Below are 18931 nucleotides of genomic sequence, written 5' to 3'. Positions count from 1 at the left end.
ATCAGAAAGTGGACGCTGAAGATGCAACGGGATTTTTCACGCGGCAATGCGCGCGCTGGGATTAACGCTTGTACAACTCGCGCACGGCGTCTTCGATGTGCTGCCGCAACAGCCGACGCTCTTCGGGCGTCATATGCCCGTCGCGGCGACGTTGATCGAGATCGGGGGGAACCGCGGTGCGCAGCATCGCGTCAGAGGCAGGGCGATCGATGCTCGGGTTGTGGCGGCTGGTTCTGCCATTACCCGAGCGGGGCGCATGCTCGCTCGCCGCTCTATCCGCGGACGGCTGCGCATGAGCGAGCGTCGGGCCCAGTGTGCCTGCCAGCGTACCGGCAACCGCCAGTGCAATCACGCTCAGGCGCACGTTCGGCCAAACCCCTCCCTTCATGTTGTTCCCTTCGTGGCGCGGCAACCGGCTACCTCAGATGCGTATACAAACCCCGGTAACAGCCGGGTGCGAGAGTTTTGTCGAGTGAAGTATCCACCGAACAGCCGCATTCAGTAAAGCAGTCTAAACGCGCATACTTTACGTCGCGCCACACCGCGGGTAAATTTTGTAACCGACTGTAACCCCAGAAATGGTGTAACCGCGCACCACTTTCTAATCGCGCTAAGATGCCGACCATGGAAACCAAAAACCCTTCGAAAATCCTCGTCGTCGACGACGATCCACGCCTGCGCGATCTTCTGCGCCGCTACCTCGGCGAACAAGGCTTCAACGTCTACGTCGCCGAAAATGCGCCGTCAATGAACAAGCTCTGGGTGCGCGAGCGCTTCGATCTGCTGGTGCTCGATCTGATGCTGCCCGGTGAGGACGGCCTGTCGATCTGCCGGCGACTGCGCGGCAGCAACGACCGCACGCCGATCATCATGCTGACGGCCAAGGGTGAGGATGTCGATCGCATCGTCGGCCTCGAGATGGGTGCCGACGACTATCTGCCCAAGCCGTTCAATCCACGCGAACTGGTCGCGCGCATTCACGCGGTGCTGCGTCGCCAGTCGCCGTCCGAGTTGCCGGGCGCTCCGTCCGAGACCACCGAGGTCTTCGAGTTCGGCGAGTTCGCGCTGAATCTCGCCACCCGCACGCTGACCAAGGCCGGCCAGGAAATTCCGCTCACCACCGGTGAGTTCTCGGTGCTGAAGGTATTCGCGCGTCATCCGCGTCAGCCGCTGTCGCGCGAAAAGCTGATGGAACTCGCACGCGGGCGCGAATACGAGGTCTTCGACCGCAGCCTCGACGTGCAGATCTCGCGTCTGCGCAAGCTGATCGAGCCGGATCCGGGCAGCCCGCGCTTCATTCAGACCGTGTGGGGCCTCGGCTACGTCTTCATCCCCGACGGTGCAGCCTGAGTTTGTGCTCCGTTTTTGTTTCTGTGTCACATAAGAAGGGCCCATGCGGATCGACCGGCGCCTCCTGACGCTCGCGTTCGGCGGCCTTTTCTGGCGGACCTTTCTGCTGATCGCGCTGTTGATCGCAGTCAGTCTCGCCGCGTGGTTCCAGAGCTTTCGCGTGATCGAGCGTGAGCCGCGCGCGCAGCGCGTGGCTCTGCAACTCGTCGCGATCGTCAAGCTCACGCGCACCGCACTCCTCTATTCCGATCCTGACCTGCGGCGCGCGCTGCTGCAGGATCTGGAGAGCAACGAAGGAGTGCGCGTGTACCCGCGCGAACCCACCGACAAATACAAACTCCAGCCCGACGAATCGTTGAATCGCCTGATCGAGCACGACATCCGCGGCCGTCTCGGCGACGACACCATAATCGCGCAGAGCGTCAACGATATCAACGGCGTATGGATCAGCTTCAAGATCGACGACGACGATTACTGGGTCGCGCTCGACCGCGATCAGCTCGACAACGCCACCGGCCTGCAATGGGCCGGCTGGGGCGTGTTCGCGCTCGCGCTGTCGCTGTTCGGCGCGGCGTTCATCACGAGTCTGGTGAACCGGCCGTTCGCGCGTCTGGCGATGGCCGCGCGCCGGGTCGGCTCGGGGCAATCGCCCGAGCCGCTGCCCGAGCGCGGCATGGGTGTGGCCGCCGAAACCAATCGAAGCTTCAACCAGATGGTGCGCGACCTCGAACAGCTCGAGGCGGACCGCGCGCTGATGCTCGCGGGCATCTCCCACGATCTGCGCACGCCGCTCGCACGGCTGCGGCTCGAGACCGAAATGAGCCCGTCCGATCAGGCCACCAAGGACGCGATGGTCGACGACATCGAGCAAATGGACATGATCATCGGCCGCTTCCTCGACTACGCGCGTCCCGTTCAGCGTGTGCCGGAACCGGTGGACCTCTCGGTGATCGCGAGCGAACTCGCCGCACGCATGCAAAGCGAGGACAGCATGCGGCTGATCACGCGGCTCGCTCCGTCGGCGGTGATCGAGGCCGATGAAACCGACATGCGTCGCGTGGTCGGCAATCTGCTCGAGAACGCGCGCAAATATGGCCTCAGCGACGGCGACGGTGTGCCGCGCGTCATTCTCGAAACGCGCGTGTCCCACTCGCGCGTCGAACTCTCGGTGGTCGACGAAGGCCCCGGCATTCCCGAAGACCAGCTCGCGCTCGTCACGCGGCCGTTCTATCGTGTGAATTCGGCGCGCACCCAGGCCAACGGCACGGGCCTCGGCATGGCGATCGTGCAGCGGCTCGTCGCCCGTTATCGCGGCGCGCTGCGGCTTCGCAACCGCTCGCCCGGACCCGGGCTTGAAGTGACGATCGAGTTTCCGCTCGCGAAAAGCGCGTGAGCCGACGACGCGCGGCACCGCGCGCCGTCGCCATTCGAAACACGCCGCTTGTTGCGACTTCCGAAGGAGCCTTTGCATGAAAACCGTTGGCGATAAACTCGAAGCGTTCACCGTCATTGCCGCCAAGCCGGGCTTCAACCATCACGAAGAACACGGCGTCTCGGCGTTCGAATACATCACCGAGCAGTCGTTTCCAGGCAAATGGAAAATCATTTACTTCTATCCGAAGGATTTTTCGTTGGTCTGCCCGACGGAAATCGTCGAATTCAGCAAGCTCGTCAAGGAGTTCGAGGACCGCGAGGCCGTGCTGCTCGGCGGCAGCGTCGACAATGAATACGTGAAGCTCGCATGGCGCCGCGAGTACAAGGAGCTCGACAGGCTCAACCACTACTCGTTCGGCGACGTGAAAGGCGAGCTGATCGACCAGCTCGGCGTGCGCGACAAGGAAGCGGGCGTCGCGCTGCGCGCGACCTATATCGTCGATCCGGACAACACGATCCAGCACGTGTCGGTCAACAATCTGTACGTGGGCCGTAATCCCGAAGAAGTGCTGCGCATCCTCGACGGCCTGCAAACGGACGAGCTGTGTCCGAGCAATCGGACGATTGGCGGCGCGACGCTGTAAGCGGCACCGCCCGTCACCCAAACAAAAATCCCGTTCAGCTCCTGACCAACAACACCGCGGCCTGCGCCTCGATGCCCTCGCCGCGGCCGAGATAACCGAGCTTCTCGTTCGTCTTCGCCTTGACGTTCACGCGCTCGATCGGCAGACCGAGGTCCGCCGCGATATTGGCGCGCATCCCTTCGATATGCGGTGCGAGCTTCGGCGCCTGCGCGATCACGCTGCTGTCGACGTTGCCGATCGCAAAACCGGCCGCCTTCACGCGCGCCACGCATTCGCGCAGCAGCACGCGGCTGTCGGCGCCGGCGAACTTCGCGTCGGTATCGGAGAAGTGGCGGCCGATATCGCCCAACGCGGCCGCGCCAAACAGCGCATCGGTGATCGCATGCAGCAGCACATCCGCGTCCGAGTGACCGAGCAGCCCGCGCTCGTACGGAATCGTTACGCCGCCGATGATCAACGCGCGCCCCGGCACCAGCGCATGCACGTCGTAGCCCTGCCCAATTCTGAAATCCATGTGCGTCACGTCCTCAAGTGCTGAAGCTTTTAAAACTTCTTTAAAGCCTTTCTAAATCTTGCCAATGTGCCCAGGCGCGGTTTCACGAACCGGCGGGGCGGCTCAGAATCGCCTCGGCCAGATCGAAATCTTCCGGATACGTGACCTTGAAGTTCCGCAGGCTGCCTTGCACGAGCTTCGGCGCGTGGCCCGACCATTCGATCGCGCTCGCCTCGTCGGTCAGATCGTGGCCGTCGGCCTGGGCGCGCAGGATCGCCTCGCGCAGCATGCCGATGCGGAACATCTGGGGCGTCTGCGCCTGCCACAAGCCGTCACGCGATTCGGTTTGGGCGATGCGGCCATCGGCCGACGCGCGGTCGATACGCTTCAAGGTATCGGCGACCGGCAACGCCATGATGCCGCCGACCGCATCGTCCTTGAGCGAACCGATCAGCGTGCGGATCAGCGCCGGCGTGATGCCCGGCCGGGCCGCGTCGTGCACGAGCACCCAGTCGGCGTCGTGGGCGCCGAACTCGGCGAGCGCGTGCAGACCGTTGAGCACCGACGCCTGGCGCGACGCGCCGCCCACGCGACGCACCGCGAAGCGCAGATTGCCGAAGCGGCGGGCGTCGAAGTGCTGGTCGTCGGGCGCGATGACGACGAGCGTCTGCGTGAATTCGCTGCACGCGTCGAACGCGGCGAGCGAGTAATGCAGCATGTCGCGGCCGGCGACAGTGCGGTATTGCTTGGGCATCGCGGCGCCGGAACGGCTGCCGGTGCCTGCGCACGGGATCAGGGCAAAGAGACGGGAAGTCACGAGTGCGGATGCCGCCAGGTCAAAGTAAAGGACGGATTTTATAATAGGTCCTTCGCATCCACGCCCGTACACGCGTAAACTTGGCCGTCGCGTGAGCCCCGAGCCGCCCCTTTTTCTCCTTTATGCCAGACATCGACGCATCCTCGCAGTCCTCCCCGCCCGTCGCGCTCGTCAAGGCTGGCCAGCGTTTCGCCTTCGACGGCACGCGCGGTTCGTCCGACGCGCTGCTGATCGCCCGCTACCATCTCGCGTATCGCGAGAAGATGCCGCTGCTTGCGGTGGTCTGCGAAAACGCGCTCGACGCGCAGCGGCTGTCGCAGGAAATCGGCTTCTTCGCGCCCGACGCGCGCGTGCGCCTCCTGCCCGACTGGGAGACGCTGCCTTACGACACGTTTTCGCCGCACCAGGACCTCGTCTCCGAGCGTCTCGCGACGCTGCACGACCTCGGCGAAGGCCGTTGCGACATCCTGCTCGTGCCGGCCACGACGGCCTTGTACCGGATGCCGCCCGCGTCGTTTCTGGCCGCCTACACGTTCTCGTTCTCGCAAGGCGAGCGGCTCGACGAAGCGAAGCTGAAGGCGCAGCTGACGCTCGCCGGCTACGAGCACGTGAGCCAGGTGGTGCGTCCCGGCGAATATTGCGTGCGCGGCTCGCTGCTCGATCTGTTCCCGATGGGCTCGCCGCTGCCCTACCGGATCGACCTGTTCGACGACCAGGTCGACTCGATCCGCGCGTTCGACCCCGACACGCAGCGCAGCCTCTATCCGGTCAAGGACGTGCGCCTGCTGCCGGGCCGCGAATTCCCGTTCGACGAGGCCGCGCGCACCGCATTCCGCAGCCGCTGGCGCGAGACTTTCGAGGGCGATCCGAGCCGCGCGTCGATCTATAAGGACATCGGCAACGGCGTGCCGTCGGCGGGTATCGAATACTATCTGCCGCTGTTCTTCGAGGAGACGGCCACCCTCTTCCATTACCTGCCCGACGGTTCGCAACTCGGGTTCGTCGGCGATCTGGACGCGGCGATCCGGCGCTTCACCAACGACACGAAGCAGCGCTTCAATTTCCTGTCGCACGACCGCGACCGGCCGATTCTCGAACCGCACAAGCTGTTCCTGTCGGACGAGGATTTCTTCACGTTCGCGAAACCGTTCGCACGGCTCGTGCTGCCCACCAACGGCGACGGCGCCTGGTCGATCGCGCTGCCGAACCTCGCGATCGATCGTCACGCCGACGATCCCGTCTCGGCGCTGCGCGCGTATCTGAGCGCGACGCCGAACCGGGTGCTGTTCGCCGCCGAATCGGCGGGCCGCCGCGAGACGCTGCTGCAACTGCTCGCCGACAACCAGCTGAAGCCCGCCTCGGCCGACAGCTTCGCCGACTGGCTCAAGAGCGACGCGCGTTTCTCGCTCGGCGTCGCGCCGCTCGCGAACGGCTTCGCGCTGCCGGGCGACGGCATCGCGATCATCACCGAAACCGAGCTGTACGGGCCGCTCGCGCGCCGCGCGGGACGCCGCCGCCAGGAACAGGCGAGCAACGTCGATTCGATGGTGCGCGATCTGTCCGAGCTGAAGCTCGGCGACCCGGTCGTGCATTCGCAGCACGGTATCGGCCGCTACATGGGTCTCGTGACGATGGATCTCGGCGAAGGCGAGACCGAGTTCCTGCACCTCGAATACGCGGGCGACAGCAAGCTCTACGTGCCGGTCGCGCAATTGCACGTGATCTCGCGCTATAGCGGCGCCGATCCGGAAAGCGCGCCGCTGCATTCGCTCGGCTCGGGCCAGTGGGAAAAGGCCAAGCGCAAGGCCGCGCAGCAGATCCGCGACACCGCCGCCGAGCTGCTCAACCTGTACGCCCGCCGTGCCGCCCGCGAGGGCCACGCGTTCGCGCTCGAACCGAAGGACTACGTGAAGTTCGCCGAGAGCTTCGGTTTCGAGGAAACGCCGGACCAGGCCGCCGCGATCGCGGCCGTGATCGGCGACATGACGAGCGGCAAGCCGATGGACCGGCTCGTGTGCGGCGACGTCGGCTTCGGCAAGACCGAGGTCGCATTGCGCGCGGCGTTCATCGCGGTGATGGGCGGCAAGCAGGTCGCGCTGTTGTCGCCGACCACGCTGCTCGCCGAGCAGCACACGCAAACCTTCAGCGACCGCTTCTCCGACTGGCCGGTGCGCATCGCCGAGCTGTCGCGCTTCAAGTCGACCAAAGAAGCCAACGCGGCGATCCGGCAGATCAACGAAGGCTCGGTCGACATCGTAATCGGCACGCACAAGCTGCTGTCGTCCGATGTGCAGTTCAAGCGGCTCGGACTCGTGATCATCGACGAGGAGCATCGCTTCGGCGTGCGTCAGAAGGAGGCGCTGAAAGCGCTGCGCGCGGAAGTCGACGTACTGACGCTGACCGCGACGCCGATTCCCCGTACGCTCGGCATGGCGCTCGAAGGCCTGCGCGATTTTTCGGTGATCGCAACGGCGCCGCAAAAGCGCCTCGCGATCAAGACCTTCGTGCGGCGCGAGGAAGACAGCGTGATTCGCGAAGCAATGCTGCGCGAGTTGAAGCGCGGCGGCCAGGTCTACTTCCTGCACAACGAAGTCGAGACGATCCAGAATCGCCGGCAGATGCTCGAAGAGCTGGTGCCCGAAGCGCGCATCGCGGTCGCGCATGGACAGATGCACGAGCGGGAACTGGAGCGGGTGATGCGCGACTTCGTCGCGCAACGCGCGAACGTGCTGCTGTGCACGACGATCATCGAAACCGGCATCGACGTGCCGAGCGCGAACACGATCCTGATCCACCGCTCCGACAAGTTCGGCCTCGCGCAATTGCATCAGCTGCGTGGCCGCGTCGGCCGCTCGCATCACCAGGCGTACTCGTATCTGCTCGTGCACGATCCGCAGGGGCTCACCAAGCAGGCGCAACGGCGGCTCGAAGCGATCCAGCAGATGGAGGAACTCGGCTCGGGCTTCTATCTCGCGATGCACGACCTCGAAATTCGCGGCACCGGCGAGGTGCTCGGTGACAAGCAGTCGGGCGAGATTCACGAGATCGGCTTCCAGCTTTATACCGACATGCTCAACGACGCAGTGAGGGCGCTCAAGAACGGCAAGGAGCCAGACCTCACCGCGCCGCTCGCCGCGACCACCGAGATCAACCTGCATTCGCCGGCGATCCTGCCGTCGGACTATTGCGGCGACGTGCAGGAACGGCTGTCGCTGTACAAGCGCCTCGCGAACTGCGAACACAACGATTCGATCGACGGCATCCAGGAAGAGCTGATCGACCGCTTCGGCAAGCTGCCGCCGCAGGCGCATGCGCTGGTGGAGACGCATCGACTGCGGCTCGCCGCGAAGCCGCTCGGCATTTCGAAGATCGATGCCGGTGAAGCGGTGATCGGCCTGCAGTTCATCCCCAATCCGCCCGTCGACGCGATGCGGATCATCGAGATGGTGCAGAAGCACAAGCACATCAAGCTCGCGGGTCAGGACAAGCTGCGTATCGAAACGCGCAGCCCGGATCTCGCGGTGCGCGTCGCGACCGTCAAGGAGACCTTGCGCGCGCTCGGTTCGCCGAGCCGCGGCACGGCGGCGGCGCCGGCTCGCTGAGCGCGGCACGCTGTGCGCACAGGCTCGTGAAAACCGCAGAAAACGGGGGGACGTCCCCCGTTTTTTGCATCGATGCTGCGCTGCGCCAACGCGAGTCCCGCTTTTTGGACATCCTGACGAAAATGCAATTTGGGATATGATCGATAGACACAAAACGCTGGAGTCATGTCATGTCTCACGTCGCTGAAACAGCGCAATCGTTGCAGTCGTCCGCCTCCTCCACGTCCCCCGCTTCTCCGATATCTCTGCCCTGGGTCACCCGTCTCGTGTCGATGGACACGGTGAGCCGCAATCCAAACCTCGGCCTGATCGAAACCGTGCGCGACGAACTGCGCGCGGTCGGTATCGACGCGACGCTGACGCACGGCAAGGGCGGCAAATGGGCGAACCTGTTCGCGACCATTCCCGCGCACGACGGCGAAACGAACGGCGGCGTCGTGCTGTCGGGCCACACCGACGTCGTGCCGGTGGACGGCCAGCAATGGGACAGCGATCCGTTCAAGCCGGAGATTCGCGGTGACAAGCTCTATGGCCGCGGCACCTGCGACATGAAGGGCTTCATCGGCGCGGCGCTCGCGCTCGTGCCGGACATGCAGCGCACGAAGCTCGCGAAGCCGATCCACCTCGCGCTGTCGTTCGACGAGGAAGTGGGCTGCGTGGGCGCGCCGCTTCTGATCGCCGATCTGATGAAGCGCGGCGTGAAGCCGGAGGGCTGCATCGTCGGCGAGCCGACCAGCATGCGCCCGATCATCGCGCACAAGGGCATCAACGCGTATCAGTGCTGCGTACGCGGCCAGGCCGCGCATTCGTCGCTGACGCCGAACGGCTTGAACGCGATCGAGTACGCGGCTCGCCTGATCTGCTACATCCGCGACATGGCCGACCAGTTCCGCGCGCAAGGCCCGTTCGACGAACTGTACGACGTGCCGTTCAGCACCGCGCAGACCAGCACGATCACGGGCGGCAACGCAATCAACACGGTGCCGGCCGAATGCCAGTTCCAGTTCGAGTTCCGCAATCTGCCGACGCTCGATCCCGAGCAAATCTTCGCGCGCATCGACAGCTACGCGCGCGAAACGCTGCTGCCGAAAATGCTGCGCGAGCATCCGTCGGCCGCGATCGAGATCACGAAGATCGCCGCGGCGCCCGGACTCGATTCGTCCGAACAGGCCGCGATCACGCAGCTCGTCCGCGCGCTGACGGCCGACCAGGACAAGCGCAAGGTCGCATACGGCACCGAGGCCGGCCTGTTTTCGAACGCGGGGATTCCGAGCATCGTCTGCGGCCCCGGCGACATCCAGCAGGCGCATAAGGCGAACGAATTCGTCGAGCTCGCGCAGCTCGTCGCGTGCGAGCGCTTCTTGCGCAAGTTCATCCACAGCATGTCGGTCGAGGCCGCTTAGCCCGTTTCGTTGCAGCGGCGCGCAGCCGCAGTGAACCTGCGCGCCGAGCCACGGGCCTCAGCGACATCGACGACTCCGGAGCGACCGCCATGTCCAGCGCCATGCCTCAGCACACGGATCACACGATCGACGGTGAGCCGATCCCCACGCTCGACGACATCGCCGCGCAGCACTTCGCGTTGACGCCCTGGGTCGCGCGCACGCCGGTGTTCGACCGGCTCGACTTCTCATCGCTGCGCGGCACCGTCGTCAATTTCAAGTTCGAGCTGCTGCAGGCGGGCGGCAGCTTCAAGGCGCGCGGCGCCTTCACGAACCTGCTCGCGCTCGACGACGCGCAGAAGAGCGCGGGTGTCACCTGCGTGTCGGGCGGCAATCACGCGGTGGCGGTCGCCTATGCGGCGATGCGCCTCGGCGTCAGCGCCAAGGTCGTGCTGTTCAGCGCGGCGAATCCGGCCCGCGTCGCGTTGTGCCGCGAGTACGGCGCCGACATCGTCTATGCGGAAGATCTCGCCGAAGCGTTCGAACTGGTGCGCCGCGTCGAGGCCGAGGAAGGCCGCTATTTCGTGCATCCGTTCAACGGCTATCGCACGGTGCTCGGCTCGGCGACGCTCGGCTACGAATGGGCCACGCAAACGCCCGACCTCGAAGCGGTGATCGTGCCGATCGGCGGCGGCGGACTCGCGGCCGGGGTCTCCACCGCGCTGCGGCTCGCGAATCCGAACGTGCACGTGTACGGCGTCGAACCCGAAGGCTCGGACGTGATGAGTAAGAGTTTTGCCGCCAACCATACGGTCAGAATGGGCCACATGCACAGCATCGCCGATTCGCTGATGTCGCCGCATACCGAGCAATACAGCTACGAACTGTGCCGCCGCCATGTCGATCGGATCGTCACCGTGTCCGACGACCAGTTGCGCGAGGCGATGCTGATCCTGTTCAATCAGCTGAAGCTCGCGGTCGAGCCGGCTTGCGCGGCCGCCACGGCCGGATTGCTCGGACCGCTGCGCGAACAGTTGCAGGGCAAACGCGTGGGCGTGCTGCTGTGCGGCGCCAATATCGACCCGGTCAGTTTTGCCGCGCATCTGGAGCGCGCGCGCCATAGCGAGTCACAGTTTCCTCATTAGCGACGCGCAGCAGATGCGCTTGTTGCCTTGCGGCTAAAGCACTAGCCTATCCGCTTCAGGTTGGTATGATTCGGCTATTCACATCAGGGAGGTGTAGGCATGAGCATGATCCAGGAATTTAAAGAATTTGCCCTCAAAGGCAACGTGATGGATCTGGCGGTCGGTGTGATTATCGGCGGCGCGTTTTCCACCATTGTCAATTCCGTGGTTAAAGACCTGATCATGCCGGTTGTCGGGGTCGCTACCGGCGGCCTCGATTTCTCCAATCTGTTCGTTCGCCTGGGCCATATTCCGGCCACTTACAAAGGCAACCCCGAATCGTATAAAGACCTGCAGACAGGTGGCGTGGCGGTGTTCGGTTACGGTTCATTCATTACCGCGACGATCAACTTCATCATTCTCGCGTTCATCATCTTTCTGATGGTCAAATTCATCAACAAACTGCGCAAGGAGCCGCAAGCCGCGCCGGCGGAGCCGCCGCCGCCGCCGGAAGACGTGCTGCTGCTGCGCGAGATCCGCGATTCGCTGAACAACCAGCAGCGTTAATCGTCGAATCAAGCTCGGGTTGGACGGCCTGAGCCAGTGAAATCAAAAGGCCTGTTGCGATCGGCGTCGCGACAGGCCTTTGTGTTTTCACGCTGCCTTCAGCGCGCTGCGCTTTATCGAGCCTTACCCTTCCTTTTGCGCCTTCAATTGCGCCGCGCTTTCGATCATCGCTTCGAGCTGGCCGAAATTGACAGGCTTCGTCAGATGCGATGTAAAGCCCGCGCTCAAACAGCGGCGCACGTCCTCGTCGGTGCCGAAGCCGGTCAGCGCGACGGCTGGCACGTCGGAATGTTCGCGAAACGCCTTGACGAAATCAAGACCGGTGCCATCGGGCAATCCGACATCGCTGACAACCAGATCGAACCCGTGCAACTGCGTCGCGGCAAGCGCATCGTCGACGCGCCCGACCACCGTCACCTGATGACCCAAGCCGCGCATCAATTGGGCCATCACGTCGGCGGTGTCGGCATGGTCCTCGATCAGCAGCACGGACAGCGAACTCGCCGGCTGCAGGTTGCTCGGCACGATGACCGGCGGCGCGGTGGCCCGCGCGGCGGCGGTCGGCAGCGTGATCGTGAAGGTCGCGCCGCAATGCGGACCGGGACTCCGCGCGGTCACAGTGCCGCCGTGCACGTCCGTCAAAGCCTTCGTGATCGCGAGACCGAGACCCAGGCCGCGGAACTGCCGCGTCATGCTTTGGTCGCCCTGCTCGAACGCATTGAACAGCTTGCCGATCTGCTCCGGCTCGATGCCGATGCCGGTGTCTTCGACCGAGATCTGCACCTGCATGCGTTCGTCGCGTGTGCGCACATAGATATGGCCGCCGTCCGGCGTGAACTTTGCGGCATTGCGAATCAGGTTCCACAGCATCTGTTGCAGCCGCGCGCGATCGGCGAGCACGTAGTGATGCGTCGCGTGCTTCTCGACATGCACGTCCTGCTGCTTGACCTGGATTTCGCTGCGAAAGAGTTCGAGCACGCTGTCGATCACCTCGTGTACGTCGACGGTCTCCAGCGACAGCCGCAGCTTGCCGTTCGCGACGCGCGTCAGATCGAGCAGATCGTCGATCAGCCGCGCCTCGAGTTCGACGTTGCGGCGCATCATGCGCACGCTCGCACGCGCCTGCTCCGGTAGTTCCGGGATCATCTCGAGTACGCTCGCGCCCGCGAGCACCGGCGTGAGCGGTGTGCGCAATTCGTGCGACAGCATCGCGAGAAAACGGTCCTTCGCGCGATTCGCTTCTTCGGCGGCCTGGCGCGCGGCCTGCTCGGACTCGAGCAGTCGCTCGCGCTCCTCGATCGCCTCGCGCTGCGAGTGGATGTCGGTGCAGCTACCGAACCATTTGCTGACGTTGCCATCGGCATCGCGCATCGCGACCACGCGCACGTCGAACCAGCGGTACTCGCCGTCGTGGCGGCGAATCCGCATCTCGTGCCGATAGTCGCCGCTGCGGCTCGCGACGGCCTTCAGCCAGCTTTGCCGGATCTGCTCGCAATCGTCGCGATGCACGGCCTCTAGCCACGCGAGACCATGCGAGCCATGTTCGGGCAAGCCGGTGTAGTCGTACCATTGCTTCGACAGGAAGTCGCAATCGCCGGCCGCGTCGCAGGTCAGCACGAGATGCGGCAACGTCTCCGACAGCGTGCGGTAATGCAGCTCGCGATCGCGCAGCAGCAGCGCTTCGTCGGACGCGCGTTGCAGCCGCACCTGCGACAACACGCGCTCCACGGCCTCTGGCAGATAGTCGAGATAGTCGCCGGACTTCGGCACCACGTCGGACACGCCCGCACGCAGCGCTTCGATCACGCGCGACTCGTCGGTGAAGCCGGTCACGAGGATCGCCGGAATGCGCACGCCCTCCGCGCGCAGACGCCGGAAGAAATCGAGCCCGGTCTCCGGTCCGCTCAGCTGATAATCGAGCACGAGCAGATCGGGGGCGCGGCTCGCGAGCCGCTCGCGGGCCGCCTCGACGCCGGCGCAGATCGTCACCCGGCAGCCGGCGCGTTCGAGCGACTTGCGCGCGAGCCGCAAGATGCCCTCGTCGTCATCGACGACGAGCACATAGGCGGCGTGCGGCGTGGACACTTCTTCGATCATGCAGGTGCTCTCCGGCTCGGTACGGTGCTCATCTTGTCATGAACGGCTTTCGGACAGCTTCAAGGCGGCGCGAGCCGCTGCCCCGGCGGCAGTTTGACCACTTGCAGGAAAAAGCCGAGAGCGTCGCGTGGCCGTCGTCGTCTTCGATCACAACGATGCTGACCGCTTGCGCGTGATTCATAGGCTCTCCGTGCCAACGATTCGTCATCCATGCCGCCGGGAGAAGGGCAGCGACGGTGCCCGCGCCGGCGTGCGCCGCGCTCAGAGGCGCGCCGGCTGCTCGGGCAGCACCACGAAAAAGGTCGATCCGGCGCCTTCGGCCGATTCGACCCAGACGCGCCCGCCGTGCCGCTCGACCGCGCGCCGCACCACCGCGAGGCCGATCCCCTCGCCGCTTGCGACGTCCCCGTGCAGACGCTGGAACGCGCGAAACACCTTCGACAGATACACGGCCGGAATGCCGAGCCCATTATCGCGGACGTAATAGATGCGCATACGGACCGCGCGCGGCTCGCTTTCGTCGACGGGTTCGGGCGCGAGCGCGCCGACCTCGATGCGCCCGCGGCGCGCCGGATCGAGGAAAGTCAGCGCATTGCCGATCAGATTGCTGAAGATCTGCTCGACCGCCGCCGGATCGCCCCATGCGGGCGGCAGCTCGCGCACCGTGACGCTCGCGGCGCGGTGGTCGATCGTGCCTTGCAGCCCATCGACGACTCGCGCCACCGCGCGCTCGACGCTGACCCGCTGCCACTGATATTCGAGCCGTCCCGCGCGCGAGATGCGCAACAGCGCGTCGATGATCGCCGCCGCGCGCGCGACCGCGGTGCGCAAATAGTGCAACGACTCGCGCACCTCGCCATCGAGGATCTGCGTCATGCGCCGTGCTTCGTTCTCCGGCAGACGAGCCTGTCCGACGAGCACGTCGAGTTCGTCGCACGACACGTGCAGCTCTTTCGAAAACCCCTGCAGATTGACGAGCGGCGAGCGCAGATCGTGCGACACGCTGTAGATGAACATCTCGTTGTCCTGCGTTTCCTGGCGCAATTCCTCATTGACGGCCGCCAGTTCGCGCGCGCGTGCTTCGAGCTCCGTCTTCAGCGCTTCCTGCCCGGCTTCCGCCTCGCGCAGACGCGCATCGGTCTGATGTAGCACCGTGTCGAGCGCGGCGATTTCGTCGCTGCCCGACAACGGCGCCGCGAGCGGCCGGCCGCTGCCGAGCCGCTCGGCGTTATCGGTCAGCACTTCGAGGCGTTGGCCGATGCCGCGCACGAACCCGAAGGCGGTGACCGCCCAGATCAGCATCGAGCCGAACACCGCGGCGATCAGCGCGCGCTGCTGAAGCTCGCGCCGCTCGCCGAGCGCGCTCGAGCGCTCGACGTCGAGCTCCGAGGCCGCCGCGCCGAACTGGGCCAACTCGTCGCGGAACACGGCGATCTGCTCCGGCAACTCGCCGGTTTCGAGCGCGATATAGGGGCGTAGACTGCGCCCCTCGTGCAACGCCTGCGAGATCGCGACACTCTGTTCGCGATACGCGTCGATCGCGTGCCGCATGCTGCGCACGCGCTCGGCCTGGGCCGGCGTTTCGGCGACGAGCGCATCGAGCTTCGCGAGCCGGTCATTCAGGTCGACCCACACCGCATGGCGGTCGATCAGCGAGGCACTGCCCGTCACCATCGCCGTGCGCACGCGCGCGGCCTGACGCAGCAGCGGATCGACGATGGCCGACGACTCGTAGAGGATCTGCTTGCTGTTGTCGACCCATCGCGCGGCCTGCGCGGTCCGCTCCTGGGTATCGAAGACGACCCCGAGCAGCGCGAGTTCGACCACGCTCGGTATCGCGATCAGCAGCAGACCTTTGGTGAATAGTTTCATGGTTCCGTCAGGGCGTTCAGGCTGTGGTTCAGGCTGTCACTCGAACGGCGGGGCTCGCGCGCACCCGTCGCGCCCTGCAAGGCGGGCGCCGCGCGGCTGGACGGGCCATTATCGACGTGAATCAGAGATATTTCAACGACGCGTCAGCAGGCGCTCGACCACACAAAAATGACTTTTTTATTGGGATGGGATGTTTTTTCCGCGCCGCCTGCGTCTATGATGGAGACAAGGTGTGCTGGGATGCGAATGCGCGCGGCGAGGCGGTTCGGCATGATTCGTGCGGGAGGCGGTGGGGCGATGCGGTAGCGTCGAATCATCGTGAATCCGGCCTTGTCGTATGCTATAAAACATCGACGTGCGGCGCGCGAAAGCCGGGAGTGGTCGCATGAAGACGCAGCGATTCTTGCAATTCTTTTTCAGGCGAATTTTTATGTCCTTCCCGAAAAAGCGTAGGCGCGCGAAGGTGGACGGCGACGAGTCGTTCCTCGCGGTTCTGCGGCATTTCAAGCCGTTCGGTCAACTCGACACCAAGATTGCGCGGGCTCGCGCGCAGGACGAACCGGTGCTCTATGCACACGTGCTGCCCGGACTCGACGTGCTTCTATGCAGTGTGCGCGGCGCACAGCCGCCCTACCCCGCACCAGCCGAATTGCGGCGGCGCTGCCTCGAATCCATTACCAACGCGCTGGAGCAGCCGCTCGATGGTCTCGAGAACGGCGGCTACTGGTACGAGGCCGACGGCTTCGGCTTCCTCGTGTTCGCGAGCCGTGCGCGCGGCAAGATTCTGACGGAGTTCGGCGCGACACGAATCGGTACCCGGCGCGGCGTGCGTCGCCAGGATGCGTCGGGCGATGCAACCCCACGTTCGCTCAGATAAGCCAATCGGGCACCCTGAAGTTCAGGGCTGCTGACAGGTCGTTCTCTTCGCTTCATCGAAACCCTGGCTCGACGGCAACCGCGCGTTCCTCACGCGGCATCATGCCGTTGATTCGGCGATCGCATCATCGACGCGCTCGCCGCGCTTCAGCTGCCCTTGTATTCGGCCGCGCTCGCCGGCGACGTCGTCGCTGGCTTACGATCCACCGCGGCTGGCGACGACGCGCCGCCCGAAGACTTGTTGACCGGCGCGCCCTCGAGCGATATCGGCGCCTTCGGCTGTTGCTTGACGCCCGGCGGCGGCGCCTTCGGCATCTGCCGCGCTTGCGCGAGCAATCGCGCGCACGGCAGCGGCTTGTTGTTGCTCGGCGCGAGCAGCGGGATCAGCGCCGCGAACGGATTGATCAGCCCGAGCCCGACCGCCGCGCCGCCGCGCAACGCGAGCGCGGCCGCATTGACGCCGACGTGCGGATCCTTGAAGGTGCCCTTCACGTACAGCGGCGAGCGCAGCGAAAAGACCCGGAAGCCCTTCGTATGCGGATGCACGCCCAGGTCCATCGTCTCGTCGCGCAGATTCACCTGACCGTCGATGATGATCACCGCGTCGCCGGTGTCGAGCGCGAACACGCGCGCTTCGAGCACGCCGTCGGTCGCGACGAAATCGGCGGCCGCGCAGTTGATCTTCACGTTGCTAGTGCCGAACAGCTTTTCATAGACGACGTTCGCGACGTTGAGCCCGGCCGCCTCCATCAGCAGACGGCTCACGGTGCCTTCGGTCACGAGCGCCTTCAACTCGCCGTTCGAAGTCGCCGCGAGCGCCGCCGGCGAATTACCGGTCGCGGACAGCGACGCATCGCCGTTGATCTCGCCGAGCGCGTTCTGCATCGTCTTGAAGGTCGGGAACAATTGCTTCAGCTTGACGTGCCGCGCCGACATCGCGAAGCGGCCCTTCAGCGGCGCCGCGCTGCCATCGAGATGAATATCCGACGCGAGCGAGCCGCCCGCGACGCCGAACTTCAGCGGCACGAGCGACAGCACGCCGTCGGTCATCACGACGTGCGTGTACAGATCCGTGATCGGCAGGTTCGCGTTTTTGATGATGCGCCGGCCGGTGAACTTGACGTCGGCGTCGATCGCCTTCCAGCGGTCGGTGCGGAACTCCTCGACCGGCAGCACGCGGTTGCTCGGCTGCGCGGCCGCGTCGCCGCGCCTCGCCTTGCTCGCGCTCGAATCGGCGCCGATCACTGGCGCGAGATCCGAGAACTGCAACAGATGCGACTCGAGTTCGCCCTGCAGCAGCGGACGTGGCTCGCGCCCGGTATAGGTCAACGAACCGTTCAGATCGCTGCCGCCGACCCGGCCTGTAAAGTTTTCATACGTGAACACGTTGCCGCTCGATTTGAACTGACCGATCAGACGACCCTCGGTCGCGTACGGCGGGGTCTCGGGCAAGGTCACGCCGGTCAGCGAATACAGGCGCGCCATGCTGTTGCCCTGCAGCCAGAGGCGCAGATCGAGCGCCCCGAGATGCGCCGGATCGGTGAGCGTGCCGACGAAGGCGATATGCAGATCGCCGGCTTTGACATCGGCCTGCACCGGGAACGGCCGGTTCGCGTCCTGCAGCGCGAGCACGCCGCCGAGCTTGCCGCTGCCCGACACCGGCGTGCGGTTGTAGGTGCCCTTGACGGTCCAGCCGATCGCATAAAGCGGCGTCGCGCGCCTGGCGCCAGGTGCGGTGCCGCTCGCCCCCGAGACAGCCGCGGCCGGGCTGGCGCTCCCGCTGGTGGTTTCGGCCGGTGCGGCGGCGCCGCTCGTCGCGAGCGCGCCGGAACTCGCGGCCACGCCCGACGTTGCGGATGCGCCCGATGCGCCCGACGCCTGCGCCGCCGCTTCATAAGCCGCCGCTGCGGAAGCCGCCTTCGCCTCCGAGGCCGCCTCTGCCTCGGCCTGCGCGGCGAGTTGGCGCGCGCCCGCCCGGCCGACGGCCTGAGCCGACGCGCTGCGCGAGGCCGCTTCCTGCTGCTTCAGCGCGTCGCCGATCGGGATCGGCTGCCCGAGCGTATCGACGACCATCTGCACCTCGACCTTCTTCTGCTGATCCGACAGCGCGATGTTGCCCTTCGCGAACGCGATATCGTGCAGATCGAGCTTCCACTCGGTGGGTCTGCTCGACGACGGCAGCTTGAAGGTCCAGTTATTGCGCCCGTCGACAAGACGTTCCAGATCGACCGACGGATTCACGAGGTTGATCGCCGGAATCTCGATGTCGTGCGCGAGCAGCGGCAGCACCTCGACCTCGAAGTCGATTTCGTCGAGCGTCGCGAACTGCGGCTGTTTGGTCCAGTCGGGATTGCCGATCGCGATGTTGGCCGCCGAAAAGCGCGGCCAAGGCACCCAGCCGCGCCAGCCGGTCTCGCCGACCGCATGACGCCAGCCCACCTTCAGGTCGCCGTTGATCGCAAACGGCCGGCCGATCGCCTGGCTGACCTTGTCGTCGATGTAAGGCCGCGCGCGGTTCCAGTCGAAGCTCAGGATGAAGATGACGAGCGCGACGATCAGGATCACGAGCGCCGCCAGCAGCCATGCAAAGATTTTTCCGACCCGTCGTCCGGTGCCGCTCGACCCTGCCATTGAAAAGCTCCGCGTGTTGTTCCACGTTGTGCACCGTGCAGCAGTTATCGTACCTGGCGCGCGAGCATGAATCGCCGCGTCGGTCGTGCGCTGTTGCGCCTC

General features: G+C 65.2%; 16 protein-coding genes. 8 read left to right on the top strand and 8 right to left on the bottom strand.

Annotated features, from left to right (window positions below; genetic code table 11):
- Positions 1 to 61: 61 nt before the first annotated feature.
- Entirely contained in the window at positions 62 to 388 is a 327-nt protein-coding gene (locus OKW27_RS37470; protein WP_187610122.1) for a hypothetical protein, read from the bottom strand.
- Positions 389 to 615: 227 nt separating this feature from the next.
- Between OKW27_RS37470 and ompR the strand changes: the two genes are divergently transcribed.
- From ompR to OKW27_RS37455, 3 genes are all read left to right on the top strand, one after another.
- Positions 616 to 1350, top strand: a complete 735-nt coding sequence (gene ompR, locus OKW27_RS37465) for a two-component system response regulator OmpR (protein WP_006048917.1) — start codon at positions 616 to 618, stop codon at positions 1348 to 1350.
- A gap of 43 nt (positions 1351 to 1393) precedes the next feature.
- Positions 1394 to 2743 carry an ATP-binding protein gene (locus OKW27_RS37460; RefSeq protein WP_429336409.1) on the top strand — a complete coding sequence of 450 codons (1350 nt, stop codon included), beginning with the start codon at positions 1394 to 1396 and terminating at the stop codon, positions 2741 to 2743.
- 76 nt (positions 2744 to 2819) lie between these two features.
- Positions 2820 to 3368 (top strand): peroxiredoxin, encoded by a 549-nt coding sequence (locus OKW27_RS37455; protein WP_090804730.1) that lies wholly within the window; start codon positions 2820 to 2822, stop codon positions 3366 to 3368.
- A 34-nt stretch (positions 3369 to 3402) separates the two neighbouring features.
- Here the strand turns inward: OKW27_RS37455 and ispF are convergent, their stop codons facing one another.
- Together ispF and ispD are read right to left on the bottom strand one after the other, a co-directional pair.
- A complete protein-coding gene (gene ispF, locus OKW27_RS37450) occupies positions 3403 to 3882 on the bottom strand; it encodes a 2-C-methyl-D-erythritol 2,4-cyclodiphosphate synthase (RefSeq protein WP_018432029.1) in 480 nt (159 codons plus the stop codon).
- Between the two features lie 82 nt (positions 3883 to 3964).
- A complete protein-coding gene (gene ispD, locus OKW27_RS37445; RefSeq protein ID WP_429336408.1) occupies positions 3965 to 4678 on the bottom strand; it encodes a 2-C-methyl-D-erythritol 4-phosphate cytidylyltransferase in 714 nt (237 codons plus the stop codon).
- 122 nt (positions 4679 to 4800) lie between these two features.
- On the opposite strand from ispD, the gene mfd reads away from it, so the two are divergent.
- The 4 genes from mfd (at position 4801) to mscL (ending at position 11353) form a co-directional block, all read left to right on the top strand.
- Positions 4801 to 8280 (top strand): transcription-repair coupling factor, encoded by a 3480-nt coding sequence (gene mfd, locus OKW27_RS37440; RefSeq protein WP_429336407.1) that lies wholly within the window; start codon positions 4801 to 4803, stop codon positions 8278 to 8280.
- A gap of 170 nt (positions 8281 to 8450) precedes the next feature.
- A complete protein-coding gene (argE, locus tag OKW27_RS37435) occupies positions 8451 to 9683 on the top strand; it encodes an acetylornithine deacetylase (RefSeq protein ID WP_429336406.1) in 1233 nt (410 codons plus the stop codon).
- A gap of 89 nt (positions 9684 to 9772) precedes the next feature.
- Positions 9773 to 10807 carry a threonine ammonia-lyase gene (locus tag OKW27_RS37430; protein WP_090804696.1) on the top strand — a complete coding sequence of 345 codons (1035 nt, stop codon included), beginning with the start codon at positions 9773 to 9775 and terminating at the stop codon, positions 10805 to 10807.
- Between the two features lie 99 nt (positions 10808 to 10906).
- Positions 10907 to 11353, top strand: coding sequence for a large conductance mechanosensitive channel protein MscL (gene mscL / locus OKW27_RS37425; protein WP_090804694.1), 447 nt, complete (start codon positions 10907 to 10909; stop codon positions 11351 to 11353).
- A 123-nt stretch (positions 11354 to 11476) separates the two neighbouring features.
- Here mscL and OKW27_RS37420 read toward each other — a convergent pair whose 3' ends face one another.
- The 4 genes from OKW27_RS37420 to OKW27_RS37405 all read right to left on the bottom strand — a co-directional run bounded on the left by OKW27_RS37420 (position 11477) and on the right by OKW27_RS37405 (position 15639).
- A complete protein-coding gene (locus tag OKW27_RS37420) occupies positions 11477 to 13450 on the bottom strand; it encodes a response regulator (protein WP_429336405.1) in 1974 nt (657 codons plus the stop codon).
- 28 nt (positions 13451 to 13478) lie between these two features.
- Positions 13479 to 13631, bottom strand: coding sequence for a hypothetical protein (locus tag OKW27_RS37415; protein WP_167368652.1), 153 nt, complete (start codon positions 13629 to 13631; stop codon positions 13479 to 13481).
- A gap of 80 nt (positions 13632 to 13711) precedes the next feature.
- On the bottom strand, positions 13712 to 15322 hold the full coding sequence (locus tag OKW27_RS37410; RefSeq protein ID WP_429336404.1) for a sensor histidine kinase: 1611 nt from the start codon (positions 15320 to 15322) through the stop codon (positions 13712 to 13714).
- Between the two features lie 143 nt (positions 15323 to 15465).
- The gene (locus OKW27_RS37405) at positions 15466 to 15639 is read right to left on the bottom strand and encodes a hypothetical protein (protein WP_167368651.1); all 174 of its coding nucleotides are present in this window, start codon (positions 15637 to 15639) and stop codon (positions 15466 to 15468) included.
- A 68-nt stretch (positions 15640 to 15707) separates the two neighbouring features.
- Here OKW27_RS37405 and OKW27_RS37400 point away from each other — a divergent pair, with 68 nt between their 5' ends.
- Positions 15708 to 16199: a hypothetical protein gene (locus OKW27_RS37400; protein ID WP_090804689.1), complete on the top strand. Its 492-nt coding sequence runs from the start codon at positions 15708 to 15710 to the stop codon at positions 16197 to 16199.
- Positions 16200 to 16345: 146 nt separating this feature from the next.
- Here OKW27_RS37400 and OKW27_RS37395 read toward each other — a convergent pair whose 3' ends face one another.
- Entirely contained in the window at positions 16346 to 18829 is a 2484-nt protein-coding gene (locus OKW27_RS37395) for an AsmA family protein (protein WP_429336403.1), read from the bottom strand.
- Positions 18830 to 18931 lie beyond the last annotated feature (102 nt).

Source organism: Paraburkholderia sp. 35.1 (assembly GCF_050436525.1).
Lineage (GTDB): Bacteria > Pseudomonadota > Gammaproteobacteria > Burkholderiales > Burkholderiaceae > Paraburkholderia > Paraburkholderia tuberum.
This window is presented reverse-complemented; position numbering and strand designations above follow the sequence as displayed.